At 63.2% G+C, this 25343-nt stretch carries 23 protein-coding genes; 17 read left to right on the top strand and 6 right to left on the bottom strand.

The features are described 5' to 3' along the window. The first annotated feature begins 540 nt into the window (after positions 1 to 540). Positions 541 to 1635, top strand: a complete 1095-nt coding sequence (locus SB822_RS38000; protein WP_410857011.1) for a hypothetical protein — start codon at positions 541 to 543, stop codon at positions 1633 to 1635. 240 nt (positions 1636 to 1875) lie between these two features. Here the strand turns inward: SB822_RS38000 and SB822_RS37995 are convergent, their stop codons facing one another. Together SB822_RS37995 and SB822_RS37990 are read right to left on the bottom strand one after the other, a co-directional pair. Beyond that, entirely contained in the window at positions 1876 to 2331 is a 456-nt protein-coding gene (locus SB822_RS37995) for an HU family DNA-binding protein (RefSeq protein WP_007584879.1), read from the bottom strand. A gap of 575 nt (positions 2332 to 2906) precedes the next feature. Continuing rightward, positions 2907 to 3632 carry a FadR/GntR family transcriptional regulator gene (locus SB822_RS37990; protein ID WP_410857010.1) on the bottom strand — a complete coding sequence of 242 codons (726 nt, stop codon included), beginning with the start codon at positions 3630 to 3632 and terminating at the stop codon, positions 2907 to 2909. Between the two features lie 424 nt (positions 3633 to 4056). Here SB822_RS37990 and SB822_RS37985 point away from each other — a divergent pair, with 424 nt between their 5' ends. The 14 genes from SB822_RS37985 to dmpG all read left to right on the top strand — a co-directional run bounded on the left by SB822_RS37985 (position 4057) and on the right by dmpG (position 17366). Continuing rightward, complete coding sequence (locus SB822_RS37985) at positions 4057 to 5184, top strand: sugar ABC transporter substrate-binding protein (RefSeq protein ID WP_007732749.1); 1128 nt, start codon at positions 4057 to 4059, stop codon at positions 5182 to 5184. A 36-nt stretch (positions 5185 to 5220) separates the two neighbouring features. Further along, complete coding sequence (locus tag SB822_RS37980; RefSeq protein ID WP_410857009.1) at positions 5221 to 6795, top strand: sugar ABC transporter ATP-binding protein; 1575 nt, start codon at positions 5221 to 5223, stop codon at positions 6793 to 6795. Beyond that, complete coding sequence (locus SB822_RS37975) at positions 6792 to 7772, top strand: ABC transporter permease (RefSeq protein ID WP_410857008.1); 981 nt, start codon at positions 6792 to 6794, stop codon at positions 7770 to 7772. The genes SB822_RS37980 and SB822_RS37975 overlap by 4 nt, the downstream gene beginning before the upstream one ends. Further along, on the top strand, positions 7769 to 8755 hold the full coding sequence (locus SB822_RS37970) for an ABC transporter permease (RefSeq protein WP_007584898.1): 987 nt from the start codon (positions 7769 to 7771) through the stop codon (positions 8753 to 8755). The genes SB822_RS37975 and SB822_RS37970 overlap by 4 nt, the downstream gene beginning before the upstream one ends. A 206-nt stretch (positions 8756 to 8961) precedes the next feature. Further along, complete coding sequence (locus SB822_RS37965; protein WP_410857007.1) at positions 8962 to 9117, top strand: hypothetical protein; 156 nt, start codon at positions 8962 to 8964, stop codon at positions 9115 to 9117. 710 nt (positions 9118 to 9827) lie between these two features. Then, a complete protein-coding gene (locus SB822_RS37960) occupies positions 9828 to 10142 on the top strand; it encodes a hypothetical protein (RefSeq protein WP_007584901.1) in 315 nt (104 codons plus the stop codon). Positions 10143 to 10162: 20 nt separating this feature from the next. Continuing rightward, on the top strand, positions 10163 to 10504 hold the full coding sequence (locus SB822_RS37955; protein WP_410857006.1) for a hypothetical protein: 342 nt from the start codon (positions 10163 to 10165) through the stop codon (positions 10502 to 10504). Between the two features lie 148 nt (positions 10505 to 10652). Continuing rightward, positions 10653 to 11690: a TRAP transporter substrate-binding protein gene (locus tag SB822_RS37950; RefSeq protein ID WP_410857005.1), complete on the top strand. Its 1038-nt coding sequence runs from the start codon at positions 10653 to 10655 to the stop codon at positions 11688 to 11690. Positions 11691 to 11781: 91 nt separating this feature from the next. Continuing rightward, positions 11782 to 12306 carry a PPC domain-containing DNA-binding protein gene (locus SB822_RS37945; RefSeq protein WP_410857004.1) on the top strand — a complete coding sequence of 175 codons (525 nt, stop codon included), beginning with the start codon at positions 11782 to 11784 and terminating at the stop codon, positions 12304 to 12306. A gap of 9 nt (positions 12307 to 12315) precedes the next feature. Next, positions 12316 to 14220 (top strand): TRAP transporter large permease subunit, encoded by a 1905-nt coding sequence (locus tag SB822_RS37940; RefSeq protein ID WP_410857003.1) that lies wholly within the window; start codon positions 12316 to 12318, stop codon positions 14218 to 14220. 16 nt (positions 14221 to 14236) lie between these two features. Continuing rightward, positions 14237 to 14530: a YciI family protein gene (locus SB822_RS37935; RefSeq protein WP_410857002.1), complete on the top strand. Its 294-nt coding sequence runs from the start codon at positions 14237 to 14239 to the stop codon at positions 14528 to 14530. Between the two features lie 10 nt (positions 14531 to 14540). Further along, positions 14541 to 15335, top strand: a complete 795-nt coding sequence (mhpD, locus tag SB822_RS37930) for a 2-keto-4-pentenoate hydratase (protein WP_410857001.1) — start codon at positions 14541 to 14543, stop codon at positions 15333 to 15335. 13 nt (positions 15336 to 15348) lie between these two features. Further along, entirely contained in the window at positions 15349 to 16320 is a 972-nt protein-coding gene (locus SB822_RS37925; RefSeq protein ID WP_410857000.1) for an acetaldehyde dehydrogenase (acetylating), read from the top strand. An 11-nt stretch (positions 16321 to 16331) separates the two neighbouring features. Beyond that, a complete protein-coding gene (dmpG, locus tag SB822_RS37920) occupies positions 16332 to 17366 on the top strand; it encodes a 4-hydroxy-2-oxovalerate aldolase (protein WP_007748867.1) in 1035 nt (344 codons plus the stop codon). On the opposite strand, the gene SB822_RS37915 is transcribed toward dmpG, so the two are convergent. Further along, on the bottom strand, positions 17361 to 18350 hold the full coding sequence (locus SB822_RS37915; protein WP_410856999.1) for a LysR family transcriptional regulator: 990 nt from the start codon (positions 18348 to 18350) through the stop codon (positions 17361 to 17363). The two genes, dmpG and SB822_RS37915, sit on opposite strands and share 6 nt — an antisense overlap. Positions 18351 to 18999: 649 nt before the next feature. On the opposite strand from SB822_RS37915, the gene SB822_RS37910 reads away from it, so the two are divergent. Both SB822_RS37910 and SB822_RS37905 read left to right on the top strand, forming a co-directional pair. Next, entirely contained in the window at positions 19000 to 19362 is a 363-nt protein-coding gene (locus tag SB822_RS37910) for a translation initiation factor Sui1 (protein ID WP_007748872.1), read from the top strand. 207 nt (positions 19363 to 19569) lie between these two features. Next, positions 19570 to 20901 carry a leucine-rich repeat-containing protein kinase family protein gene (locus SB822_RS37905; RefSeq protein WP_410856998.1) on the top strand — a complete coding sequence of 444 codons (1332 nt, stop codon included), beginning with the start codon at positions 19570 to 19572 and terminating at the stop codon, positions 20899 to 20901. A 390-nt stretch (positions 20902 to 21291) separates the two neighbouring features. Here SB822_RS37905 and SB822_RS37900 read toward each other — a convergent pair whose 3' ends face one another. From SB822_RS37900 to SB822_RS37890, 3 genes are all read right to left on the bottom strand, one after another. Next, the gene (locus SB822_RS37900; protein ID WP_410856997.1) at positions 21292 to 22086 is read right to left on the bottom strand and encodes a hypothetical protein; all 795 of its coding nucleotides are present in this window, start codon (positions 22084 to 22086) and stop codon (positions 21292 to 21294) included. 1502 nt (positions 22087 to 23588) lie between these two features. After that, complete coding sequence (locus SB822_RS37895; protein ID WP_410856996.1) at positions 23589 to 24722, bottom strand: ATP-binding protein; 1134 nt, start codon at positions 24720 to 24722, stop codon at positions 23589 to 23591. 229 nt (positions 24723 to 24951) lie between these two features. Next, positions 24952 to 25239, bottom strand: coding sequence for a type II toxin-antitoxin system ParD family antitoxin (locus tag SB822_RS37890; RefSeq protein WP_410856995.1), 288 nt, complete (start codon positions 25237 to 25239; stop codon positions 24952 to 24954). Positions 25240 to 25343: the final 104 nt, after the last annotated feature.

The raw sequence follows: 25343 nt of genomic DNA, 5'->3' as shown, positions 1-25343 counted from the left end.
CAAGCTCGACTTCTCGGGCTTCAATCCACATGCCTCGTGAGCCGCATTAGCCACTCCACTTTTGAAATAGCCATAAAAAACCAGGTAAACCTGACGCAAGATGTCGTCCGACACCAGCTCGTTCGATGGATCAACTCACACCATGACGACATGAAGGTAAAGGATCAGGTCGAACTCTGCTCGATTTACTACGAAATCCGTTCTATGCCCCACGCTACCGAAGAGGACAGAATGGCGATTCTATTTGGCACCGAATAAGTGAAACTGGACTCATGGCGCCACAAAGTCCGCCCGCCCGACATCGGATGGGTGGATGCCCCGGGACTTCGCGATACAAGGAATCCTGTTGACTGGGTGACTGTCTTCGAGGAGGGTGAGGGCTGGGCGGTTCTGGTAAGGAGGGGGTCTCCGTACGAGGGCAGCTCTGCCGTCCTGCCACGAAAGAACGGCATTATCCTCGTGCTTCCAGCAGTCCGGGCGCGCGACGTCGGGGTTCCGCAACAGACGTAAGGGTCACCTCTCATGAGAAAAGAGATCGCCATGAGCAACAGTCAGGCATATTCGCGGCCGGCACGTCTTCTGAAAATCGCTTCCTGGATCATCGCGATCGCCTTTGCGATCTTCCTGAACATGTTGGGCTCGCTCGTGATCCGCGATCTTATTTATGCGCCGCGTGGCGGGCCACCGAATGCCGCGCAGTTCAGCGAAGCAGCGACCTCACAGCTCGATGTGCAGATGCGTGATTTGCAGCTTCAGCGGGACGGACTGAATGACAAGATGGAGAACGCTCGCATTGCTTACGACCGCGCAGGCAAGCTGTACGTGGAGGCGCGTGAGAGTTTCAGGAACTGGATTGCGACCAGGCAGGCCACGGGGGATAGCCGCAATGATCCGGAATTGCTTGCACGGACACAGAAGCTCGACGAACTTCAGGCGAGTGTCGCGGGCTGGCAAAGCCAGCAGAATGCGCTCGCCGATCAGGCCCGCCCGATCGGCGAGCACCTGAACCAGTTGCGCATCGAGATCGCGGCCGCAAGGCAGGCCGCCGACAAGCGCTACGAGGCGGCAAGCCGTCGTTACGAACTCATCGTGTTCGGGTGGCGCCTTGCGTTGACGCTCCCGCTTCTCGTCGTTGCCGTATGGCTGTTCATCCGCTTTCGCAAAAGGCGATACTGGCCGTTCGTGTACGGCTTTGGCCTCTTCGCGCTGACGGCGTTCTTCGTTGAGCTTGTCCCGTACCTGCCCAGTTTCGGGGGATATGTACGCGTGCTGGTGGATATCGCGCTCGTCGTGTTCGCTGGGATCTACATGCTCCGTGCGTTCCAGAAATATGTCGAGCGAAAGCGCGCCAATCTGGAACAGAGTCGGACCGAACGCGCACGTGGCGTCGACTACGAAAAGGCGCTCAGTACATTCCAGAAGAAGCTGTGCCCGTCGTGCGACAAGCCGTGGCATCTTGGCGGCGAGCAGGCCTCGTACTGCATCCATTGCGGGCTGAATCTTTTCAAAGTCTGCGCCTGCGGCGGCCGTAACTTCGCCTTTTTCCCTTTCTGCAACCAGTGCGGCGAGCCTGTTACGGAGACGGCGGAGCTCCGCTCTGCAGAACCCGGTGAGCGTCCGCCAGCAAGTAACTGACAGAACCAATTTTTCTGGATTCGCTTCCCAACGGAAAGCGCCTTGCTCACACCAGCCGGTTAGCAGGTGGACAGTTGGGTCGGAACGGATAGGTGAGATTCTAAGGGCGCCAAACGTAGCGAACGTGAAGGGTCTCCACGGTGCATAGCGAGGCATGCGAGGGCTGAAATGAACACGGGCGCCGACATCGGCGCCCGCACAGGTTGCTGCTTGTGAGGCAGCAGATCAAAGCCATTGCATTTATGCTGCCGCGTCCTTGAGCTTCTTCAAAGCGCGCGCCTTGATGCGAACCGTCGCCGGTTTCGCGTCGAACCAGCGTTCTTCGCCCGTGAACGGATCCTTGCCGAAGCGCTTCTTCTTCGCGGGCACTTGCTGAACCGTGATCTTCAGAAGACCCGACAGCGTGAATTCGCCGGCACCCTTCTTGTGAACCGAGCCGAGGATGGTGTCTTCCAGCGCGGCGAGAATCGCTTTCGCAGCCTTCGGCTCAACGTTAGCCGCCTGTGCAACGTGATTGGCGAGCGACGCCTTCGTGAACGTCTCTTTCACGGGTGCGCCAGCGACCAGCTTTTTCGCCGTCCCGTTTGCAGCCTTTGCCGGTGCAGCCTTGGTAGCCGGTTTGGCAGCTTTCGGAGCAGCCTTGGGAGCAGCCTTCGTTGCGGTCTTGGTTGCCGTCTTCGTTGCAGTCTTTGCCATAGTCGTGGATGACTCACTTTCGAATTAGGAGGTGCTCGCCGCAGTTCATGCGGCAAGCACAGGCATTCTATGACGTCCAGTGTGCTATGTGTCAAGAAAAAGCCTTAAAACAGGCACTGAAATGATCTTCCCGCAACACAATTCCGCTCGACGGACTCAAAAGTTGGGGGAGGTCCCCCTTATAGACGACGGATGGCTACTGACTACAGGTGAGTGTTTTCGGGATGCCTGGGATTGCTTCGGATTCTGGACTCGGTCTATGGCTGCCGTCAGAGAAGAGAGGGCGGCACGATGCGCTCCAACTCAGCGTAATCCGGTGCCCCCGTCGCCACCTCCGGGCATGGCTAGAGGTACCGCCCGTGCGAGATGAAGCCTTAGTCGGTAGCCGGCCGGAGCCACCTTGCTGCACATGCCGCGAGGACAATGCATCATCCCTTGGGCTCGTCGCCTCGAACTGCAAGTGCCGCTCGGCCCGACCGACCGGTTACCGGCGCCACCGCCGAAAATCACCGACCAGCCATCGCCAATCTCATCCATGCAAGCCTGCGCGAGAACGGCGAATAGCGAAAGTTGTGCTAACGCCAGGCCTGCGTGAACTCGCCGATCACGCGCGCGAGATGCGCGTGCATCTCCATGCGTGCAGCGGACGCGTCGCGCGCCATGATCGCCGAAAAGATACGTTGATGGTCTTCCTGCGAAGCTCCCCGCAACGCGGGCGTATGGAAGTGCTCCGCAATCTTTTTCCACAACGGGTCGGCGCGGGAGTTGTCCCACATCGCGGCCACCACGAGCCGGAGCACTTCGTTTCCTGTTGCCCGTGCAATCGCCAGATGGAACTCGCGGTCAGCGGCCTCATTCGCAGCCTTGTTGTCCATGTTCTCGCGCATCGCGCGCAACGCGGCGAAGATCTGGTCGAGGTCCGAATCCTTGCGTTCGGTCGCGGCGAGCGCCGCGATCCCGCTTTCGATCACCGCCCGTGCGCGCAGCGTCTCAATCGGGCCTAGCCCGCGCGGCAGTTCGAACGTGACGGACCGCGCCTCCGGTGCTTTGGCCACATAGATGCCCGACCCTACACGCACCTCGACTACGCCCTGGACTTCCAGCGCGATGATCGCCTCCCTCACCTGCGTGCGGCTCACGCCGAAACGCTCGGCTAGCGTTCGCTCGGAAGGCAGGCGGGCGCGAGGTCCGACATCGTCAGCCGCGATCAGGTCGTAGATCTGCTTCGCCAGCCCGACATAGGAACGGTCGGCAGCGTCCGCGTCGGCGCGGCCGGTTAGCGTGTGCGAAAGATCGGACATCCAGAATTCTCGAAATCGTCGAAGCCGCCGGGCGGTGGCTGAAGGTCAGCAAAAATGGTACACCAATTCCCGTGTCACGCCGTCCGTCTATAGCAGCTCCGGTCTTTGCCCATCAAGCATAGAAACGGCGTGGGTTTCAGCCCGATCGAGCCGGGCACCGGGCTCGCTGGTAAACCACTATCGCGCGCAGATTGGTATGCCAGTAACAATCCATTCTGTCAGATGGGGCGGTGTTCGCGCATGCCGCTCGTTTCGCTTCGAGAGGCGCCTTTGAATAGGCCATTCCGCTGATTCGACGAGTCCGATCCAGTTCCGCTCTAGCATATTCGCAAGATTCCCTACATCACGCACACCGTTTCGGCAATCCACTACGAGCCTTGTGCGCCGGCAGTCGGTAAGTTAAATCCAACGAAACGGAGGCAACATGCTTTCAGGAATCCAGGTGATTCGCGCGGCGGCGGCCGCGTCATTGGCGCTGTGCGCAAGCGCGGCTTTCGCGCAGGTGTCGATCGTTTCCGGGCCGTCCAGCGATCCCAAGTGCATGGTTCCGTGGAAGAGCGATACGAAGTTCGTTAAGTATCCGAAGAAGAACGGGCCCTATCGGGTCGCGCTCGTGAACGGCTATATTGCAAACACGTGGCGCATCCAGATGATCAAGACCGCCAAAGCCTATGCGGCGTTACCGGACGTCGCCTCCAAGCTCAAGGAATTCAAGGTCGTCTCGACCGGCGAAGACGTACCTGCGCAGATCTCGGCCGTCAACAACTTCATCGATGCCGGCTATGACGCGATCATCGTTAACGCGCAGAACCCCTCTTCATTCGGACCCGCGATCCGCCGCGCCAAGAAAGCCGGCGTCGTGCTGGTCGCGTTCGACAATACGCTCGACAGCGAGGATGCGATCAACGTCGACGTCGATCAGTACGGACTTGGCGTGCTGTGGGCCAAGTGGCTCGCGAGCCATCTGTCGAACGGAGGCAAGGTGCTCGAGGTCCGCGGAGTGGCAGGCACATCGGTCGACACTGACCGGCACAAGGGTTTCCAGAGCACATTGAAGGCGACCGGCAAGAAGTGGAACATCGTCGAGGTCTATGGCAAGTGGGACGACGGCGTCGCGCAGAAGGCCGCCGCCGACGCGATTGCCGTGCAGGGCCACTTCGATGGAATTTCGGCGCAGGGTGGCGACACGGGTGTCGTGCGCGCAATGATCGATGCGAAACATCCGTTCGTGCCGTTTGGCGGCGAAACGGAGAACGGCTTTCGCAAGTTCTGCGCGCAGTATGGGAGCCAAGGCCTGAAGTGCACGTCAGCGGGCACCGGTCCCGCGCAGGTGGCGGTGGCGATAAAAACGGCACTCGCTGCGCTCGGCGGCCAGACGGTCCCGGTCTCGATCAAGCTGCCGCTCGACGTCACCGACGATTCGGCGCTGAAGGCGGGCGTCAACTACTTCCCCGATGAGTCCGACAACTTCTTCGTCGGCAATTCGTTTCCGACTTGCGGCATCAACTTTTCCGCGCAGGAAATCATGAAGCAGAACCAGGGCAACCAGTGATTGGCTGATGGTTAGCGACGTGACGGGAGACGAAGCATGCGGCAGGACGAGGAGCAGCCGTTCTTTGAGGCGTCTGGCGTGTCGAAAAGCTACGGAGGCGCCGTCGCGCTGGAACGCGCGGACCTCGCTGTGCGCAGGGGACGCATCCATGCAATCCTCGGCGAGAACGGCGCGGGCAAGTCCACGCTGCTGAAGGTGATGTCCGGCGTCGTGCAGCCGGACGAGGGAACGATGCACCTCGATGGTCGTCAAGTCGCGTTCGCGTCGCCCGCCGAGGCGAACGCGGCCGGCATCGTCTGCGTGTATCAGGAGCTGTCGCTGATCCCTGACCTGAGCGTGGCGGACAACATCTTCGCTTCGAACCCGCCGCGACGCTTCGGCATGATCGACCGCCGGGCGCAGCGCCGCCAGGCCGAGGCCGCGCTCGCCCGCGCGGGCGCGGCCGACATCAATCCGCTCGCGAAAGTCCGGGACCTGCCGCTGTCGCGCCAGCAGATGGTCGAGATTGCAAAGGGGCTTGCGCGCGAGCCGCGCATCCTGATCCTCGACGAGGCCACGTCGGCACTGACCGCGGCCGACGTGGCGCGCGTCTTTGAAGTGCTCAAGCGCCTGCGCGACGAGGGACTCGCGCTGCTGTTCATCTCGCACCGGATGCACGAGATAAAGGCGCTCGCGGACGAATGCACGGTCTACCGGAACGGTCGTCATGTGATGAGCTTCGAGGCGGGCACGCGCTCCGACAATGAGGTGGTCGAAATGATGATCGGCCGGAAGTACGAGCATGCGTTCCCAGGCAAACCCGCAGACAAACCCGCGGACAAGGCCGAGCGCCGTCCCGCCGCCGAACCGGTTCTCGCCTGTCGTGATCTCGCGTGGAGCGACACGCTGCAGGGTGTCAGCTTTTCGTTGAAGCCCGGTGAAATTCTCGGGCTGGGCGGCCTCGACGGGCAAGGGCAGCGCGAACTGCTGCTCGCGTTGTTCGGCGTGTTGCGCGGTTGCACGGGCAAGATCGAGATCGACGGCAAGGTCGTGTCGATCGCGAGCCCCGTGGTCGCGCGCGCCAACGGGATCGGCATGGCGTTGATTCCGGAGGACCGCAAGACGGAAGGCCTGATGCTGCCGATGTCGGTGCGCGAGAATCTGTCGTTTGCCGCACTCGATCGGATGTCCACGGCAGGCGTGATCGATCGCGACCGCCAGCAGTCGTTCGTCGACGGGGTGATGGAACTCCTCGCGATCAAGTCGTTCAGCGTCGACGCGGCCGTGTGCTCGCTGTCGGGCGGCAACCAGCAGAAGGTGGTGATCGCGAAGTGGCTGATCCGGCAGCCGAGGATCCTGCTCCTCAGCGACCCGACGCGCGGCATCGACGTCGGCACCAAGCAGGAGATCTATCAGCTGCTGAGGCGTCTCGCGGACGAAGGCGCCGCGATCGTTTTCTATTCGACCGACTATGACGAGCTGATCGGCTGCTGCGACCGCGTGCTCGTGCTATACGAAGGCAGGATCAAGAAGGAACTTGTCGGGTCGGAGATCACCGAGCAAAACCTGATAGCAAGTGCACTGGACCTGCCCGTCGGACAGATTTCGCCTTCCACGGGAATTGCGCTATGAGCGGGCTGCGTTACTGGTATGCGGAAAATCGCGGGACGACGTTCGCGTTCGGCCTGTTCGTACTGATGTTCGCGATCTACCTTTTCAACTATCCGTCGACGTTGTCGGCGAACGTGTTTCAGACGGCAGCGAACAAGGCGGTACTGCTCGCGCTGGTGTCGATGGGTCAGGCGCTCGTCGTGCTGACGGCCGGCATCGACCTTTCGATCGGCATGACGCTCGTGCTGACGAATTGCGTTGGATCGTGGATCATCACAGGTGACGCGCTGCACAGCACGCTCGGCATCGCCGGTGTGCTCGCGGCCGGCGCGCTGTGCGGCGCGCTCAACGGCGTAATCATCATTTACGGCCGTCTGCAGCCGATCGTGACGACGATCGCGACGGGCGCCGTATATTACGGACTGGCGCTGCTGCTGCGCCCGGTTCCAGGCGGATCGATCAACGAGGACCTCGCCGACGCACTGACCGGCAAGGTCGCCGGCGTCGTGCCCGCGAGTCTGCTGATTCTGCTCGCAGCTGTAGTGATCATCTGGATTCCTTTCAAACGTTCGGTGGTCGGGCGCGCTGCGTACGCGACCGGCTCGTCCGAATCCGCGGCCTTCCTGTCCGGCATGCCGATCCTGCGCGCGAAGTTCGCGAGCTATACGCTGGCCGGCCTGCTCGCCGCGATCGGCGGCCTCTTTCTGACGTTCTTCACCGACACGGGAGAAGCGAGCCTCGGCAGCGCCAACTCATATACGCTGTTTTCGATCGCCGCCGTGGTCATCGGCGGCGTGTCACTGCTCGGCGGCAAGGGCAGCGCGATCGGCGCGATCTTCGGCGCATTCGCATTCCGCTCTATCGGCGACCTGCTGTTCGTGTTCAACGTCGATGCGCTGTGGCAGCCGCTGTTCCAGGGTGTGATTCTGCTGCTCGCTGTCGCGATCGGCGCGTGCGGGCTGTTCAGGGTGCGCAACCGTCTGGAGTGGTTCCAATGAGCGAGGTTTCCGCCACCGGCTGGACCGCGTTCATGTCGAGGCTCACGCGCAAAATCGACCGGCCGATCGTTATCGCATTCGCGTGCATCATCGCGCTGCTGCTGGTCGGCGGGATGTTTTCGCGGAACTTCTTGTCACCGGAATATATCCTGCTGCAGCTGAAGGTCGGCGCGTTCCTTGGCATCATCGCGACCGGCCTGATGATGGTGATACTGCTCGGCCACATCGACCTGTCGCTGCCGTGGACGATCACGGTCGGCGCAATGATGGCGTGCGCCGTCGCGGGGCACGGCGAACTTGGAGGCATCCTCGCCATTCCAGTCGGGATCGGTTGCGGCGTGCTGATCGGCATCGTCAACGGCATCCTAGTCGCGCTCCTGCGCATTCCGTCGATGATCGCGACGCTCGCAACCAATGCGGTCGCGCAGGGCATCATGATCGTCTACACGGGGGGATCGTCGCCACAGGATTCCGCGCCACATGTGATGCGATGGCTCGCGGCGGGCTGGCTCGTACCGGGCGTGCCGAATGCCGTCGCGCTGTGGGTGCTGATCGGCGGCGCCACGATGTTCCTGCTGTCGCGCACGACCTTCGGCCGCACGCTGTACGCGATCGGCAACGCTGAACGCGCGGCCTATCTTTCCGGCATCGATACGCGGCTCGTCACGGTGGCCGCGTTCGCCGTGTGCAGCGCGTTCGCGGCGTTCGGCGGCGTGCTGCTCGCGGGTTATGCGTCGAAGGCGGCGCAGTCGATGGGCGATGCTTACCTGTTGCCGGCGATCGCGGCGGTCGTGCTCGGCGGCACGTCGATTCTGGGTGGCCGGGGTTCGTATCTCGGCACCGTGGCTGGCGCGATCCTCATCACGCTGCTGCAGTCGATCCTCTCGGTCGCACAGATGCCGGAGGCCGGACGTCAGATCATCTACGGCGTGGTGATCGCGGCGATGCTGCTGCTGTATGGGCGCAGCAGGCGGGAGGTGTAGGTTTCGAGCTTGAGCGGCCGACTGAAAACGATTGGAGCGGCGGCGTTGGCTGACCGCAACTGGCCCAGTTACGGTCACATGCCCACGACTCGTCAGAATCGCGTCATCGGTTTCTCCTCTGCTGTGCACCCGCGGCATGACAACCGCCCTGTTTGCCACCGGGCGCCCCTTTGCTGATGCTTGGTTTAACGTCCAGGATCAACGCGATGCTGGGCCTCAAATGCTTCAGGAGCGGCGCAGTTGCGATTTCCGGCATCGAACTGATGCATCGCATTCGCAAAGGTCAGTTCGACCTCACCAAACTGCCTCTCAAAGAGACCGCTGCGCCCGTTGTATGGGATGCCGTACTTTCTGCATCTTGAAGCAACTCATCAACGAGCCGCGATTCCTCTCTACCTTTTATTTGCACCACAGCCCCAGCTGCTTGGCGAGATCTCGTTTGTCGCTCGGCCGACAGCGATCAGAAAAGTGCGGTCAACTCCAGGTACGGGAGTGTCGAGAACGGGCCGTGACGCGTGTGGCAGCCTGGCCGCCCCCGTTCGTGGGGGCTGGCGCGGAAATGTCGCCGGTACCTGGCCGATCGTAAGCGTGCGGGCTATGACTCGTACCGCCATGTCTCCAGCCGGGATGCGCAAACGTCGTATATGCCGAGCACGATCGGGAGTCTTAATCAACCCGGAAGTTGTCGGTAAAGAGCCCTGAGAGTTTGTCTACGTCATGCAGCAGTTCGATTTCCCATATCGAAGTTGCAAGCTGCACCGACACGGCGCGAGTCGCGCACTTTCAAGCCAGTCAGGAGAAACGCCACTCACCTGCGCCCGCAACCTTTTCGATTCGACGAAATGATCGGTCCGGAGCCAGTCGCCCGTTCTCGCGCGTGCAATCAGCTGGGCAACGACCAGGTGACAGAGCAGGTTGACCCGCAATTGATCATCGAGTTTGTGCGTCATGGGTACCTCACCACGGAAAGTCTGATATCTCACTTTGAGGATATGACGCGGAAGGGCCATTTCATATGCTTGGGTCATCGCGCCGCAGCTCCTGCGGCCCGAACATCGACCTGGAGACATTAATGCCCCTGTTTCTCAACGAAGTCTGGCTTGGCGATATCAAACCCGAGGTGATCGAAGAGGCGGTGACATTCTTCGGCAACCTGAGCATCGGCGCGAAGCCCGACAATCTGCCGCCCGACCTGCGTATGGTCGCCGGCCCGTGGCTGTCCGCCGAGGAAGCGAAAGTGATGTTCATCTTCGAGATCGACGATCCCTCGACCATGTTCGACGCCTACGCCGAGCGCGTGGTCAGCGGACTGTTCGCCAGCCGCAAGCTCACGCTGCTGTCGGACTGGAACCAGATGAAGGCCTACACCGACCGCGTGTCGGTCTGAACCTAGCGGAGGGAAGAAAGATGCCGAAGTTTTTCAATGAAGTCTGGCTGCGCGACATGTCCCCGAAGACCATGCAGGGCGTCGTCGATTTTCTCGGCAACCTGCGAAACGGCGTGCGCCCGCACAACCTGCCGGGTGACCTGAAGTTGCTGGCCGGGCCGTGGTTGTCCAACGAGGAAGCCAAGGTCTATTTCGTTTTCGAGATCGACGATCCGACCGAAACCTTCGAGGCGTTCGCCGAACGCGTGGCCGACGGGCTGTTCCTGAAGCGCCGGCTGACGCTTATTCAGGACTGGGACGGCGCGCGGAGCTTCTCGAAGTACCTGAGCAGCCGGGAAACCCGGGCGGCCCAAACCGCATAAGCCTCATAAGCCGCATAAGCGGCCAGGGTGGCCGGTGAGGCCACCGCCGCCCTGCCGAAGCACACTATAAATCAGACCCCAGCAACCAAAGTTGCATGGGACCGGAGTAAAGCGCGCAAGCGCCGACTCGGGTTGAAGGAGACAAGTGATGAGCGGGTTCAACAGCGGGCGCCGGCTGGCGCTCAAGCAGGGTTTTGCGATGGCGGCGGCGTCCGCCGCTTCCGGCCTGTTGACGGGTATGCCGGCGCGCGCGGCAGGGCAGGTCTACAACTACAAGCTCGGCATTGCGCTCGACGCAACGCATCCGACCACCGTCAATCTCACCGCCGCGGCGGAGGAGATTGCCCGCGCTTCGAACGGGCGCCTGAATATCCGTGTGTTCCCCAACAGCCAGTTGGGCAACGACACTGACATGATCTCGCAGGTCCGCGCCGGAGCGATCGACTTCGTCAGCACGGCGGGCCTGATCTGGGGCACGCTGGTACCGGTGGCCTCCATCAGCGGAATCGGCTTCGCTTTTCCGGGCTACGACCAGGTGTGGAAGGCCATGGACGGCGAGCTGGGCGCGCATATCCGCGGCGAATTCGCGAAGGTCAATCTGATGCCGCTGCCGAAGATCTGGGACCACGGCTTCCGCCAGGTCACCAGTAGCAGCCGACAGATCAACACGCCACAAGACCTCAACGGCTTCAAGATCCGCGTGCCGCTCAGTCCGGCGCTCACCACGATGTTCAAGGCCTTCGGCGCCGCGCCTGCCGGCATCAACATGGCGGAAACGTACACGGCGCTGCAGACGAGAGTCGTTGACGGGCAAGAGAACCCGCTGACCATCCTGCAGACGCAGAAGCTGTACGAGGTCCAGAAGTACTGCTCGCTCACTTCGCACGTTTGGGACGGCTTCTGGCTCGTCGCCAACCTGCGCACGTGGAACGCGCTGCCCGAGGACCTGCGGCAACTCGCTGCCACCACGTTCGACGCGTACGCCGTGAAGCAACGTCAGGCGGTGGCGGCGCTGAACAGTCGCCTGCGAGACGAGCTGAAGGGCCGCGGAATGGTCTTCAACCAGCCTGACGTGCAGGTCTTCCGCGATTACCTGAGCAAGGCCGGCTTCTACGCGGGCTGGCAGCAGAAGTTCCCGGCTGGGAGCTGGGCGATGCTGGAGAAATACGCGGGCCGGCTCGCGTAGTCACGACCCAATTCCCCATACGGCGTACCGATGGCCGGTGGCATTGCGCCACTGCCACGGCTGCGCTCGCACTCGAATTCCAGGAGACATCATGAATTTTGTGAAGCGCGCGGCATCGGTCCTGACACTTGGCCTCACCCTTTCCTGCATCGCGACGTACGGCGGGGCGCAGACGCCCGAGCTCAAAGGAAAGTTCATGAAGACCCCGACCGGCTACCTGATGGTGCTGCGGCACGGCGACAACGTGCTGCAAAACCTCGAGCAACTGGCGCGGGACGAGAAGATTCCAGGCGCGAGTTTCGTCGGCATCGGCTTCATGTCGGAGGCGACGTTCGGCTTCTACGACTTCAACCGCAAGCAGTTCGACCCGAAGACGTATCACAACGTCGAGATGGCCAACATGACCGGTTCCATCGCGTGGAAGGAAGGCAAGCCGTCCATCCACGCCCACGGCACGGTGACGGACGGCAGCTTCGGAGCGGCCGGCGGCCACCTGCTTGGATTGACCGTTGGCACGGGCTCGTGCGAGATCACCGTCACGGTGTACCCGGAGCGCCTCGCGCGCTTCACCGATCCCGAGATCGAGGCCAACGTCCTCGGATTGCCGCAAAAGTAAGGGGGCGTCATGTCTAACCCTATCGTCGAAGTGGCTCCGAGGGGCATCGACTGCCCCGTGGATGAGGTTCGAGTCGGCACGCCGGCCCGGGCGCTGCAGCTTGCGGACAAGGTGCTGGGCGCGTTGGCGGAGGTGCCGTCCGCGTTGCTGGTGGTTGCCGAGGTCGGGGTGCTGTTCGGCGGCGTCCTGAGCCGATACGTACTGCACACGCCGCTGGTGTGGGTCGACGAACTGGCGTCGCTGCTGTTCATCTGGCTCATCATGCTCGGTTCGGCGGTAGCGTTCCGGCGCGGCAGCCATATGCGCATGACCGCGTTGGTCGATAAGGCGGGGCCGCAATGGCGCAGCGTGTTCGAACTCGTGGCGACGGTTGCCGCGCTGGCGTGGCTTGCACTCGTGGCCGCGCCAGCGTACGAGTTCGCCAGCGAGGAGGCGCTGGTTACGCTGCCGGCCCTGGACATCTCCAACGCCTGGCGTGCCGCCGCGCTACCCGTCGGGATCGTGCTGATCCTGCTAATGAGCGTGGTGCGGCTGCTGACCACGGCCAGACCGCGCACGGTGCTGGTCGCGCTTGCCGCGAGCGGCGCCGTCGTGGGCACGCTGGTCTGCCTGCAGCCAATGTTGCAAGGCCTGGGCAATGGCAATCTGCTGTTGTTCTTCGTGGGCATCGTCGGCCTGCTGGTGTTTGCCGGCGTGCCCATCGCATTTTCGTTCGGACTCGCAACGTTCGGTTACCTGTCGCTCACTACATCGACGCCGACCATCGTTGTCGTCGGCCGGATGGACGAAGGCATGTCGCACCTGATCCTGCTAGCGGTGCCGCTGTTCGTCTTCCTCGGGATGCTGATCGAGATGACCTCGATGGCGCGGGCCATGGTGCAGTTCCTGGCCAACCTGCTCGGACATATTCGGGGTGGACTGTCCTACGTGCTGATCGGCGCGATGTACCTCGTGTCGGGCATCTCCGGCGCGAAGGCGGCGGACATGGCGGCGATCGCCCCAGCGCTGTTCCCGGAGATGAAGAAGCGCGGCGCGGACGAGGGCGACATGCTCGCGCTGTTGGCGGCCACCGGCGCGCAGACCGAGACCGTTCCGCCGAGCCTCGTGTTGATCACCATCGGCTCGGTCACCGGCATCTCGATTGCCGACCTGTTCACGGCCGGCCTGCTGCCGGGCGTCGTGCTCGCGCTGATGCTCGGCGGGGTGGTGTGGTGGCGGGCGCGCAAGGCCGGCGCCGCATGCAGTCCGCGCGCGAACTGGAGCGCGGTCGGCAAGAGCCTGCTGGTAGCGCTGCCCGCACTGGCGCTGCCATTCGTCATCCGCACCGCGGTGATGGAGGGCATCGCGACGGCGACGGAGGTGTCCACCATCGGCATCGTCTACGCAATCGCTGTCGGCCTGCTGGTGTACCGGAAGTTCGACGTGCGGCGGATCTGGCCGGCGCTGGTGGACACCGCGGCGCTGTCCGGCGCGATCCTGCTGATCATCGGGACCGCTACGGGCATGGCGTGGTCGCTGACGCAGTCCGGCTTCGCCGGCGATCTGGCGGCTGCGATGGCGAAGCTGCCGGGCGGGGCCGCCGCGTTCATCGCGGTCTCGATCGTGGCCTTCGTCCTGCTCGGAAGCGTGCTCGAAGGGATTCCCGCCATCGTGCTGTTCGGTCCGCTGCTGTTCCCGATCGCCCGGCAACTCGGCATCCACGACGTGCACTACTCGATGATCGTCGTCCTCGCGATGGGCATCGGCCTGTTCGCGCCGCCGTTCGGGGTCGGCTACTACGCCGCCTGCGCCATCAGCCGCACGAAGCCAAGCGAGGGCGCGCGCCACATCTGGCGCTACCTGATCTCCCTGATCGTCGGGACGCTGGTGATTGCCGCCGTGCCGTGGATCTCCATCGGATTCCTTCCTCACTGAGTCATTGAGCACTGACATGAAATTTGCAGCCTTTATCGAGTACGCCATCGAGCCCGAGCGGCTCGCCCAATTCCGGCCCGCCCATCGGGCCTACCTGCAGGACCTGTTGCAACAGGGGCGGCTGGTAGTCGCCGGCCCGTTCGCCGATGGCAGCGGCGCGCTGTTCGTCTACGAGGTCGCCAATGAGAGCGAGGCCACGAAGCTCGCCGCCGACGACCCGTTCGCCAAGGCGTCGCTGTTCACGGGGATCGTCATGAAGCCCTGGACGCTCGTCTTCGCGAGCGCCGACAACCTGAACCCGCCGCTTTGAGGAGCCACCCATGACCATGAATACCGCCGTCCTGCAGCGACTGGCGACATCGCTTCGCGATGCCGTCCGGGAGCGGCAGCCCATCCCACCGATACGGGATGCGCTGGCCGCGATGGGCGTCGCAGGCGCCTATGCCGTCCAGGACATCAACACGCAGCACGCGCTCGACAGCGGACGCCGCCTGACGGGCCGCAAGATCGGCCTGACCTCGAAGTCCGTGCAGCAACAACTCGGTGTCGATGCGCCGGACTTCGGCATGCTGTTCGCCGACATGGAACTTGCCCCCGACGAGGAGGTGGCGCCCGGGCGCGTGCTGCAGCCGAAGGTCGAGGCCGAACTGGCCGTGGTGCTGGAGCGCGACCTGGACAGCGAACCGGTGACGCTGTCGCGTCTGGTGTCGGCCATCGCTTACGTGTTGCCTGCCGTCGAGATCGTCGGCAGCCGGATCAGGGACTGGGACATCGGTTTGCTGGATACCGTCGCCGACAACGCTTCGTCAGGTCTATATGCGCTTGGCACCCAGCCGCGCAAGTTGTCGGAGGTGGACTTGCGCACCTGCGGGATGTTGATGGAGCGTCGCGGCGAGGTCGTCTCGCTCGGCGTCGGCGCGGCCTGCCTCGGCCATCCGCTGAACGCCGCGCTGTGGCTGGCCCGCAAGATGGCCGAGGTCGGCCGGCCGCTGCGCGCGGGCGACGTCATCATGACGGGCGCCCTCGGGCCAATGGTCAGCGTCGCGCCGGGCGACCTCATCGAAACCACCATCGCGGGCCTGGGCGTTGTCCGGACGGCCTTCGCCGCTCATTGAACGGGAGCATTGAATGTCAACGAGAAAGATCAAGGCTGCCATCATCGGCAGCGGCAATATCGGCACCGACCTGATGATCAAGATCCTGCGGCATGGCCGCCACGTGGAACTGGCGGCCATGGTCGGCATCGACCCGCAATCGGAAGGGCTGGCACGCGCTGCCCGGCTGGGCGTGGCGACGACCCATGAGGGTGTCGAAGGACTGGCGCGGCTGCCGGCATTCAGCGACATCGAGCTCGTCTTCGACGCCACCAGCGCCGCTGCTCACATCGCCAACGAGCGCTTTCTGCGCGAGCGCAAGCCCGCGGTTCGGATGGTGGACCTGACGCCGGCGGCCATCGGCCCGTATTGCGTGCCGGTGGTCAACGGCGACAGTTGCCTCGACGCACCGAACGTCAACATGGTCACTTGCGGCGGGCAGGCCACCATTCCCATCGTGGCGGCCGTGTCACGCGTGGCGAAAGTCCGTTACGCGGAGATCGTCGCCAGTATCTCCAGCCGCTCGGCGGGGCCGGGCACGCGCGCGAACATCGACGAGTTCACCGAGACCACTTCCCGCGCAATCCAGACGGTAGGCGGTGCCGAACGCGGCAAGGCGATCATCGTGCTCAACCCGGCCGAACCGCCGCTGATGATGCGAGACACTGTCTACTGCCTGAGCGAAGACACGGACGAAGCGCGGGTGGCCGCGTCCGTGGCGGACATGGTGGCGGCCGTGCAGCGTTATGTGCCGGGCTACCGGCTCAAACAGGAGGTCCAGTTCGACCGTGTGTACGACCTGAACGTGCCGGGGATCGGACGCGTCAGCGGTCTGAAGACGACCGTGCTGCTGGAAGTCGAAGGGGCGGCGCATTACCTGCCGGCTTACGCCGGGAACCTGGACATCATGACCAGCGCGGCCCTGTCGACGGCCGAGCAGATCGCCGGGCGGATTGCCGGGGGGATCGCCGCAAGCATGGTCGAAAGCGCCGCGACTGCCATTTGAAGGAGCCGAACATGAGCAAGAAGATCTACGTATCCGATGTCACGCTGCGCGACGGCAGCCATGCGATCCGTCATCAATACAGCGTGGAGCATGTCAGGACCATCGCCCGCGCGCTGGACGAGGCTGGCGTCGACTCGATCGAAGTCGCGCACGGCGACGGCCTGCAAGGGTCGAGCTTCAACTACGGTTTCGGCGCGCACACTGACCTCGAATGGATCGAGGCCGTTGCCGACGTCGTGAAGGAGGCCAGGATCGCCACTTTGCTGCTGCCCGGCATCGGCACGGTCCACGATCTGAAGGAAGCCTACGCCGCAGGTGCCCGTGTGGTCCGGGTCGCCACGCACTGCACGGAGGCGGACGTCGCGAAACAGCATATCGAGACCGCGCGAGGGCTAGGCATGGATGCCGCGGGCTTCCTGATGATGAGCCACATGACCACACCGGCGAAGCTGGCCGAGCAGGCCAGGCTGATGGAGCGCTATGGGGCGACCTGCGTCTATGTGGTCGACTCCGGCGGGGCGCTGGGTATGGAGGACGTCCGTGATCGGATCCGCGCATTCAGGGACGTGCTGGACGCGAAGACGGAGGTCGGCATCCACGCGCACCACAATCTGTCGCTCGGCGTGGCGAACTCGATCGTCGCGGTGGAGGAGGGCTGCGACCGGGTCGATGCAAGCCTGGCCGGGATGGGCGCGGGGGCGGGCAACGCCCCGCTGGAAGTCTTCATTGCCGCCGCCGACCGCCTGGGCTGGCACCACGGCTGCGACCTGTTCAGGCTGATGGATGCGGCCGACGACCTCGTCCGGCCGCTGCAGGACCGGCCCGTGCGGGTCGATAGGGAAACGCTGGCGCTGGGCTATGCCGGGGTCTATTCGAGTTTCCTCCGGCATTCCGAGGCCGCCGCGGCGAAGTATGGAATCAAAGCCGTCGACATCCTGGTCGAACTTGGCAAGCGTCGCATGGTGGGCGGCCAGGAGGACATGATCGTCGACGTGGCGCTCGACCTGTTGGGGAGGCGCGGGAGCGCACAGGCCTGCGCCTCATGACCGGGTGGCGCGACGGCGGGTGCCTGCGGCAGCAGTGCCTGCCGTCGTTGCCTTCGCTGCCTTGGTTTCCGTCGCTGTCTGCTGTGCGGCGGGCGCGCTGGCCTGTGTCAGCTTCCGGATCAGGTTGATGACTGTCCGGCTAGCGTGGGTCAGGGGCCGCTGGGTGCTGGTGGCGAGCACCAGCGTGCGCGTCAGTACTGGATCGACGATGCGGCTGACTCCGATCCGCCCGAGCTGCATCTCGACTTCCACGGCTTGCCGGGTCAGGATCGTGTAGGCGGCGCCATTGGCGACGACCTCGCGCATTGCCGTGAGCGAGTCGACCTCGATCTGGGTATTCAGGGGCACGCCTGCTTTCTTCGCTTCGTCCAGCAACATCATGTGAAAGCCGTCCGGCGCGCCGGGCAGCACGAGCGGCAGGGCAGCGGCATGGGCGAACCGGCAGCTCGGCTTCGCGACGTTCGGATCGCCGGCGGGGGCGATCAGGTACAGTTCGTCGGTGGCGAGCGGTTCGTCCGTCTTGTGGAGACGGTCACCATACCGCGAGAACACGCCTATATCGGTGCGGCCGCTCGCCAGCGCCTCTTCGATATTGCCGGCGAATCCCTCCATCAACCGCAGTTCGATCTTCGGAAAGTCGGCCCGCACTTGCCGGAACAGCGGGCCGACGATGTGCTGCGTGATGGATGCCTGCAGAGCCAGCCTGACCGGTCCGCTGGGCACGTCTGCGCGGTCGCTGATCTCGCTCCTCAGTTGCTCGAACTCGCCAAGCAGCGATTTCACCCGCGGCATGATGGACTGCCCGAATTCCGTCAAAACCACGCCTCGCCCGGTGCGATAGAAGAGCTTCGCGCCAAATTCGCTTTCCAGCGAGGCAATCAGCTTGCTGAGGGCGGACTGCGCCATGCCCCGGGACGCGCAGACCTTGCTGAGACTGCCCGCCTCGACGATGTCGGATAATAATTGCAGGTGCTTGATGTCCATCGCGCGTCTGTGTCAGGAAGAGGGCGTTTAGCAATGTCGACGCGACCTGTCGTCGCTCATTCGAGTCATGTGGCTGCGGGCTGGCCAGATTGTAGCGAAATTCTCCTTCCAGGACGGGCGTCGTTTCTCGGCCAATCCGCGCTCGATTGGTCAGGATGCGCTTGCTCTTCTTGTGACCGTGGCCGCTGCTTACGGAGCAGCCTCCTGGGTCTCCGACGAGATAGTACGACTGTCCGTGAGTGGCGCCGCCGAGCGTGGGCTCGCATCGGGTATCGGGTCTCTGAAGAAGCCGTTCCGGGAGATTTGTATGGCTATCCGAACTAATTTAGGAACCCTATCGTCAATGCGGCAGATAATAATTGAATAGCATTTCTAGAGGATTGAGTTTGCAAATTGCGCACGTCAAGTTTTGCCACGAAATCGTGTTGTTGATAGGAAAATTTATCTAAATAGCGCGATTCAATTTCCCCTTTCTTCTGAAAATCTGGCCGTCGCTCATGCAACGGGGCTGCGATATCTCACTGAGTTTGGTACTCGGATGGCGCCGGCAATCCAATCGAAATCGCACGCTCCCGTCGCATTGTTTGGCCCGCCCAGTGGGATGCGCCCCTGCTAAACTTGTCCCGATTAGTCTTTGAGTAAGCCAATCATGAAGAGTGGTTCAAAAGGCGGCCTTGTCTATTCCACCGATGGCGGGCGGATGTGTCCCGAATGCAGACAGGTGCTCGCGGAATGTGTCTGCAAGGCGGTTGCCAGGACACAGCCGGTAGGTGATGGCGTGGTACGAGTGACTCGCGTGACCAAGGGCCGGGGCGGGAAAAGCGTGACGATCGTTAAAGGACTGGCGCTCGATCCTCTTGCCTTGGCGTTGCTAGGCAAGCAGTTGCGCGCGGCCTGCGGTTCTGGTGGAACGGTCAAGGATGGCGTGATTGAAGTACAGGGTGACCATTGCGAGCGGATCATCGAAGCGCTCAGAAAGGACGGCCACAGCGCGAAGCGGGCCGGGGGCTAGTTGCTTTAATGAGCGGCGACACGAAGAGTTTGATGGACCGTGTGCGACCACAACCGGCCACTCGCTGGCAGACCGCGGATGCTTGATCGTTCGGTTCGCCCGATAGAATAGAGGCCAGATAAAGAGCGACGACCAACCGATGCTGAACCGGCCGCATTGCGCTCCGGCGCTTGCGACTTCCTTGCCATTCTCCGATTCAATCTACGTGTGAAGACTGTTACCCCTGAAGACTTGCGTGACGGGCAACTCGCCGGTGCGCGACAGATCAAGCTCGCCTGCGGGTTGACCGAAATGCCACGCGAGATCTTCGACCTCGCCGACACCCTGGAGGTGCTCGACCTGTCGGGCAATGCGCTCACATCGCTGCCGGATGATTTGCCGAAGCTGCGCCACCTGCGCGTCCTGTTCGCCTCGAATAACCCGTTCACCGAGTTGCCGGCCGTGCTCGGTGATTGCGAATCGCTGAGCATGGTCGGCTTCAAGGCGAATCGCATCCAGCACGTTTCGGGGCGCGCGCTGCCGCCCCAGTTGCGCTGGCTTATCCTGACCGATAACGATATCGAAACGCTGCCCGCGGAAATCGGCGAGCGTCCGAATTTGCAGAAGCTGATGCTCGCCGGCAACCGGTTGCGGTCGCTGCCCGAGACGATGGCCGCTTGCAGCCGCCTCGAACTGCTGCGCGTTTCGGCGAACCGGCTCGACGCCTTGCCCGACTGGCTCTTGCGCCTGCCGCGGCTCGCGTGGCTCGCCTACGCAGGCAATCCGCTGAACGCAGCGCGCGAGCAGGTGGCGCTGGCCGATGCGCCGGTGCCGGAAATCGACTGGCATACGCTCGCGCTTGGACAAACGCTCGGGGAGGGTGCATCCGGCGTGACGCATCGCGCGACGCGTCTCCTAAGCGACGGGCATCCGGTCGAGGCGGTCGCCGTCAAGCTGTTCAAGGGCGCGATAACGAGCGACGGTTTGCCGGAGCTCGAAATGGCCGCATGTCTGCAAGCCGGTCAGCACCCGAATCTCATCCCGGTGCTCGGCAAGATCTCGGGGCATCCGCTCGACGAGCACGGCCTCGTGATGAAGCTGATCCATCCGGCGTTCGGCAATCTCGCCGGGCCTCCGAGCCTCGACTCCTGTACACGAGACGTCTACGCGGACGACGTACGGTTCGACAAGCCGGTTGCGTTGCATATCGCGGGCGGGATCGCATCGGCGGCGCAGCATCTGCATCGGCGCGGGATCATGCATGGCGATCTCTACGCGCACAACATCCTGCATGACGGCGCAGGGCACGTATTGCTCGGCGACTTCGGCGCGGCATCGTGCCACGATATCGATGATCGCGCACGGGCGCTGGCGCTCGAGCGGATTGAGGTGCGCGCGTTCGGCTGCATGCTCGAAGAACTCGCGCAACGTTTGGCCGGAGAGGCCGATGACCTCGCCGCTGGGTTCGATGGGCTGATCGAAGACTGTTTCGGCGAGCGCGTCGAGATGCGGCCTTCGTTCGATGAGATTGTCGAGCGGCTGTCTGCGTTGAGCGTTTGAGCGGAGCAGGCGGCACTGCGATCGTCGGATAACGGGTCCATCCGCCCGTAAAGGAATTCAGCGTGCGAGTCCGTCGCGACCTTCAGTAATCGTCGTTCGACGACGCAAACAAACGGGAAGCCGCTCGATGAACGGGTGCCATGCAGGCCACAGCCATTCTGAATCGGCATTTGCTTGTTGCCCGCGAGACGCATCGTTCTGATGCTTTGCATGTCGTCTCTTCGTCGTTGACGCGATCGCGTCGGGCGTGCGTTGCACGCTGGAGGTATCGTGTCCGCGGCCCGGCGTGGGACCGTGTCCGGCCACTTACGGCCACTCGACAGGCTGCCGAAAATCGCGTGCCGTGAGCGCGCCAGTCGCTTGCTTTTGTTCGGCCGGAGACTCATTTTTTTATTCAGAAGGCGGCCAATTATCTTGACCCGCCCCCGCCGTGACCGCCCCCGCCGTTCCCGCCTGCGCCCGAACCGCCTCCGCCGTGACCGCCGGCACCCGAACCGCCTGCGCCCGCACCGCCCGCGCCCGCACCGCCCGCGCCTGCACCACCGGCGCCTGCACCACCTGCGCCGTGACCGCCTGCGCCCGCGCCGCCTGCACCTGCGCCGCCTGCACCCGCGCCGCCTGCACCCGCGCCGCCCGCGCCTGCACCACCTGCGCCTGCACCACCTGCGCCTGCACCGCCTGCGCCTGCACCACCTGCGCCTGCACCACCGGCGCCTGCACCGCCTGCGCCTGCACCACCTGCGCCTGCACCACCTGCGCCTGCACCGCCTGCGCCTGCACCGCCTGCACCTGCACCACCTGCGCCCGCGCCGCCTGCACCCGCGCCGCCTGCACCCGCGCCGCCTGCACCCGCACCGCCCGCGCCCGCACCGCCCGCGCCCGCACCACCGGCGCCTGCACCGCCTGCGCCTGCACCGCCTGCGCCTGCACCACCTGCGCCTGCACCACCTGCGCCTGCACCACCTGCGCCGTGACCGCCTGCGCCCGCGCCGCCTGCACCCGCGCCGCCTGCGCCCGAACCGCCTGCCCCCGAACCGCCTGCGCCTGCACCGCCTGCACCCGCACCCGCACCGCCTGCGCCCGGCCCGCCCGCACCGTGACCGCCTGCACCCGAACTGCCTGCACCCGAACTGCCTGCACCCGAACTGCCTGCACCCAAACCGCCTGTACCGGAACCGCCTGCACCCGAACCGCCTGCACCCGAACCGCCTGTACCGGAACCCCCCGCGCCCGAACCCCCCGCGCCCGAACCGACGCCATGACCGCCTGCAAGGTGTCCTTCAGCCAGTTGCAGTGAAGCAGAATTCGGAGAAGGTGCGCTGCGGTGATCGAACGAAGCGGAAGGCACGGGCGGGGCGAGCTCAACACTGCCAATCGCAGCTTTCCGGGCAGGAGGTGACGATGATGTCGCGACATGACCGGACGAAGACGCCTGTCGCGTTGGCGAAGTGGAGCGTGTGATCTCGGGCGCATGCCGCGCGATTGCTCTCACGTGCGGCGCCGAATGGCGGCGATTCTGTGTGGCGGCATCGCGTGTTTGGGCAGGCCCTCGTGTAACCGACTGCGGCGCGGCAGAATCCGGAGTAGATCCAGCACGATGGTCGGACGGAGCGGAAGACACAGGCGGGGCGAGCTCAACACTGGCAACCGCGGTGCCGCGAGCGGGAGGCGATGACGGTAGCGCGACATGACCGGACCAAGACGTGCTTTGCGCTGGCGACGTGGGTCCGACGATGCCGGGCGCCTGCTCATGGTCGAACCGATCGCCATACGCGACGATACACGTGACCACAACCGCCAATGCGCTTGCCGACGCAACCCAAATCGCAAGGCGTCTGCCCCGCGCAGGCCGTGCGGCCTTGATGTCTGCATCCGGGTTAACTGCACCCGAATGCGCAAGCTCGGCATGTCTGAACATTACAACCCGCTTCGGATCGTTCCGTCTGATCCTTCCATTTACTACGTTCATGTGCCGTCCCCTCGCGGGAGTGCTCATCGAAATGAGCCGCGGGACCGTTCTGCGTGTTCGACCCCTGGTTCCGCAAGGCAATGGGAGCGGTGTACGTTTTCTATCGTAAGCCTTTGAGCTATGGAGACGCTCGCCAACTTCCTGGCCGATCCGGACGGGTGGCCGGAGTCCAGCTTGCTGGATGACTCCGCAGTTGGCGACAACACGATGCAGGTAAAACATTCGCTGTGCCTGTTAAGCCGAACCCCCAATTGAATTGTGAGATCGTGGAAATAGCATCGGCATACACAGTCCAGTCGACGCTTGCCGGCGTTTGGCAGGGGTATTCAGCGTGAGTCCGTTTCCGGGTTGGTAACCGGATAACAACAGCCTTTGCGTGATGTAGCAAACGCTCGAACGTGCTGCTAAATCGCCAACTTCTTCACATGAATGGTATTCGGTAGGCAGTTTTTCTCCGGCGCTTAGATTGGCCGATGGCGTGAACGCTGGAAGCTTCCCAGCCGTCGCGGCCGCGCCCCACGAACGACGTAGGGCGCTCCGCAGAGCCAGAGAGGTAGTTTGGATTGATCGCCAGCTGTGTCTGTGACGCGGCGCACTCCACTGGTCTCGACGCATGTCATCGTCCAGCTTCATCCCACATCGCCTTCTGGACATAGCAGAGGAAGGGCGGTTTTCCGGGCGGCATAACGCTTCGCAGCGACGAACTGTCAGCTCCTTTTTACGCTTCCGCGCGCCCGCGTGGCAGCGACACAGAAAAGGTCGTTTCCGTATCGTCGGACCGCGTTTCGATCGCCCCTTGATGGGCCTTGGCGATTTCGGTTGCGATATACAACCCTAATCCAAGGCTACCGATCCGCTCGTCTTCACTCTGACGATCGGGTCCACGCATCAGGGGATCGAAGATGCGGGCCAGCGTCGCAGTCCCGATCGCGGCTCCGCGGTTACTGACATCGATACGGACATGCGTTGCGTCGCCAGTCACCGTCACACGTACAGGCGCGTCCGGTGCGCCATACTTGATAGCATTCAGAACAAGATTGCCGAGCAACTGCTGCAGACGCGGACCATCCCAGTCTCCCTGCGAGTCGCCATTGACCTCCAGATCAATCTGCCTGTCGGGATGAATGGCGCGCAACTCATCCACCTCGTCCGCAAGCACATCCGCCAGATTGATATTCGCCGGTATGACGTTGATGCCCAGGCCTAGTTGGGTCCGGTTAAATTCGGTGAGGTCGTTAAGTAACGCCTGCATCCGGGCGCCGCTACGTATCAGGCGGCCAGCGGCCTTCGATACCTGCTCGCCCGCATTGAGTACCGCCAGATAAGATGCGGTGACCTGAATCGCCTGCAGAGGGCTGCGCATGTCGTGCCCCAGCATGCCAAGCAGCAGGTTGCGGTTCTGCTCGATCTGCGCGTTGAACGAGGTGACCGATTCGGCAAGCGCATGATCGATCGCTTCATTGAAACGTATGACATCGCCCAGATCGGGCGCTTCAGATTTGCAGTTGTCCATCCACAGACGAAGCACACTGGCGCGCAGGGCGCGATATTCGGCTGCGAGCTGGTTGACGCTAAAGCCTGCCTGTGCGCGCAGGACGCCATGCTTTTGCGCAGCTGTTTCTTCTTCCGGATCGATCAGACCGGTACCTCGTCCCATGGATTTTTCGCGTTGGGCTTCGCGGGTTTGTGAGGTACGCAGGTCCATTGCCACATCCCGCAGCATCTCTTTCACATGCTCGCGCAGTTCCAGTGGTTCCATATGTCCCGCCGCCGGTAGAAGGGTGGCCGCGAATGCCTCCCACTGCTTCGCAATTGGCTCCAGGTCTCGCAAGATAAAGTCTGAAAGTCGCATGCCGGCGTCTCCGAACCGTGAACTTGGCGTTACTCCAGGGTAGTCCGCGTGCCTATGTGATGTGCAAACTGGTGACAGGCTTTCACGAGCGGACGAGGAGTCGCGAATGCAAATGTCTCCTCGCCGGAATCGAAAATTGGCTCAGGTGGGATGGGGCGACACGAGTACATTCACGAGGGCACGCTCATCAAAAGGTTTGTGAGCATCTGGGTACGCGCGATACGCCCGGTCATGCCGACGATCGGGAAATCACCGGATGACATGACTGTTCCTCCGATCCGGACCGGCGTGCGGAGCGAGTGCTGCCGTTGATGGGTTGCCGATCGGTCAACCCGGATGGCGCCGCCGGCGCGCGGCGTTGGGTAGTCTGTTCTTCGAGCAGGCGAAGCCCAGCTCGAACTACCTCGCTGGCGGTGCGATAGCGGCCCGCGGCCAGTTCGGACTTCACGAACGAATCCAGATGCTCAGTCAGGGAAACACTGATCGCATGCTTACTCGGCAAAAGCTGTTCCTGCACACCGTAGGGCCGTACTTTATCCTACCCGGCCCAAACGCAATGCACCACCGGATGTGCCCTGGGTATCGCAAAGGCGCGCGACGAGCGGCAAGCGTCGCGCCTGC

Source organism: Paraburkholderia sp. SIMBA_054 (genome assembly GCF_046534875.1).
GTDB lineage: Bacteria > Pseudomonadota > Gammaproteobacteria > Burkholderiales > Burkholderiaceae > Paraburkholderia > Paraburkholderia hospita.
Note: the sequence above shows the minus strand (reverse complement) of the source record. Positions and strands in the feature narration are given on the sequence as shown.

Excerpts from the sequence above, each read along its gene's own strand:
- dmpG (WP_007748867.1), top strand. The coding sequence starts at position 16,332 with ATGAGCAAGAAGATCTACGTATCCGATGTCACGCTGCGCGACGGCAGC.
- SB822_RS37915 (WP_410856999.1), bottom strand. The coding sequence starts at position 18,350 with ATGGACATCAAGCACCTGCAATTATTATCCGACATCGTCGAGGCGGGC.
- SB822_RS37990 (WP_410857010.1), bottom strand. The coding sequence starts at position 3,632 with ATGTCCGATCTTTCGCACACGCTAACCGGCCGCGCCGACGCGGACGCT.
- SB822_RS37950 (WP_410857005.1), top strand. The coding sequence starts at position 10,653 with ATGAGCGGGTTCAACAGCGGGCGCCGGCTGGCGCTCAAGCAGGGTTTT.
- SB822_RS37980 (WP_410857009.1), top strand. The coding sequence starts at position 5,221 with ATGCGGCAGGACGAGGAGCAGCCGTTCTTTGAGGCGTCTGGCGTGTCG.
- SB822_RS37945 (WP_410857004.1), top strand. The coding sequence starts at position 11,782 with ATGAATTTTGTGAAGCGCGCGGCATCGGTCCTGACACTTGGCCTCACC.
- SB822_RS37960 (WP_007584901.1), top strand. The coding sequence starts at position 9,828 with ATGCCCCTGTTTCTCAACGAAGTCTGGCTTGGCGATATCAAACCCGAG.
- SB822_RS37895 (WP_410856996.1), bottom strand. The coding sequence starts at position 24,722 with ATGCGACTTTCAGACTTTATCTTGCGAGACCTGGAGCCAATTGCGAAG.
- SB822_RS37965 (WP_410857007.1), top strand. The coding sequence starts at position 8,962 with ATGCTGGGCCTCAAATGCTTCAGGAGCGGCGCAGTTGCGATTTCCGGC.
- SB822_RS37935 (WP_410857002.1), top strand. The coding sequence starts at position 14,237 with ATGAAATTTGCAGCCTTTATCGAGTACGCCATCGAGCCCGAGCGGCTC.
- SB822_RS37995 (WP_007584879.1), bottom strand. The coding sequence starts at position 2,331 with ATGGCAAAGACTGCAACGAAGACGGCAACCAAGACCGCAACGAAGGCT.
- SB822_RS37970 (WP_007584898.1), top strand. The coding sequence starts at position 7,769 with ATGAGCGAGGTTTCCGCCACCGGCTGGACCGCGTTCATGTCGAGGCTC.
- SB822_RS37925 (WP_410857000.1), top strand. The coding sequence starts at position 15,349 with ATGTCAACGAGAAAGATCAAGGCTGCCATCATCGGCAGCGGCAATATC.
- SB822_RS37985 (WP_007732749.1), top strand. The coding sequence starts at position 4,057 with ATGCTTTCAGGAATCCAGGTGATTCGCGCGGCGGCGGCCGCGTCATTG.
- mhpD (WP_410857001.1), top strand. The coding sequence starts at position 14,541 with ATGACCATGAATACCGCCGTCCTGCAGCGACTGGCGACATCGCTTCGC.
- SB822_RS37955 (WP_410857006.1), top strand. The coding sequence starts at position 10,163 with ATGCCGAAGTTTTTCAATGAAGTCTGGCTGCGCGACATGTCCCCGAAG.
- SB822_RS37975 (WP_410857008.1), top strand. The coding sequence starts at position 6,792 with ATGAGCGGGCTGCGTTACTGGTATGCGGAAAATCGCGGGACGACGTTC.
- SB822_RS37910 (WP_007748872.1), top strand. The coding sequence starts at position 19,000 with ATGAAGAGTGGTTCAAAAGGCGGCCTTGTCTATTCCACCGATGGCGGG.
- SB822_RS37940 (WP_410857003.1), top strand. The coding sequence starts at position 12,316 with ATGTCTAACCCTATCGTCGAAGTGGCTCCGAGGGGCATCGACTGCCCC.
- SB822_RS38000 (WP_410857011.1), top strand. The coding sequence starts at position 541 with ATGAGCAACAGTCAGGCATATTCGCGGCCGGCACGTCTTCTGAAAATC.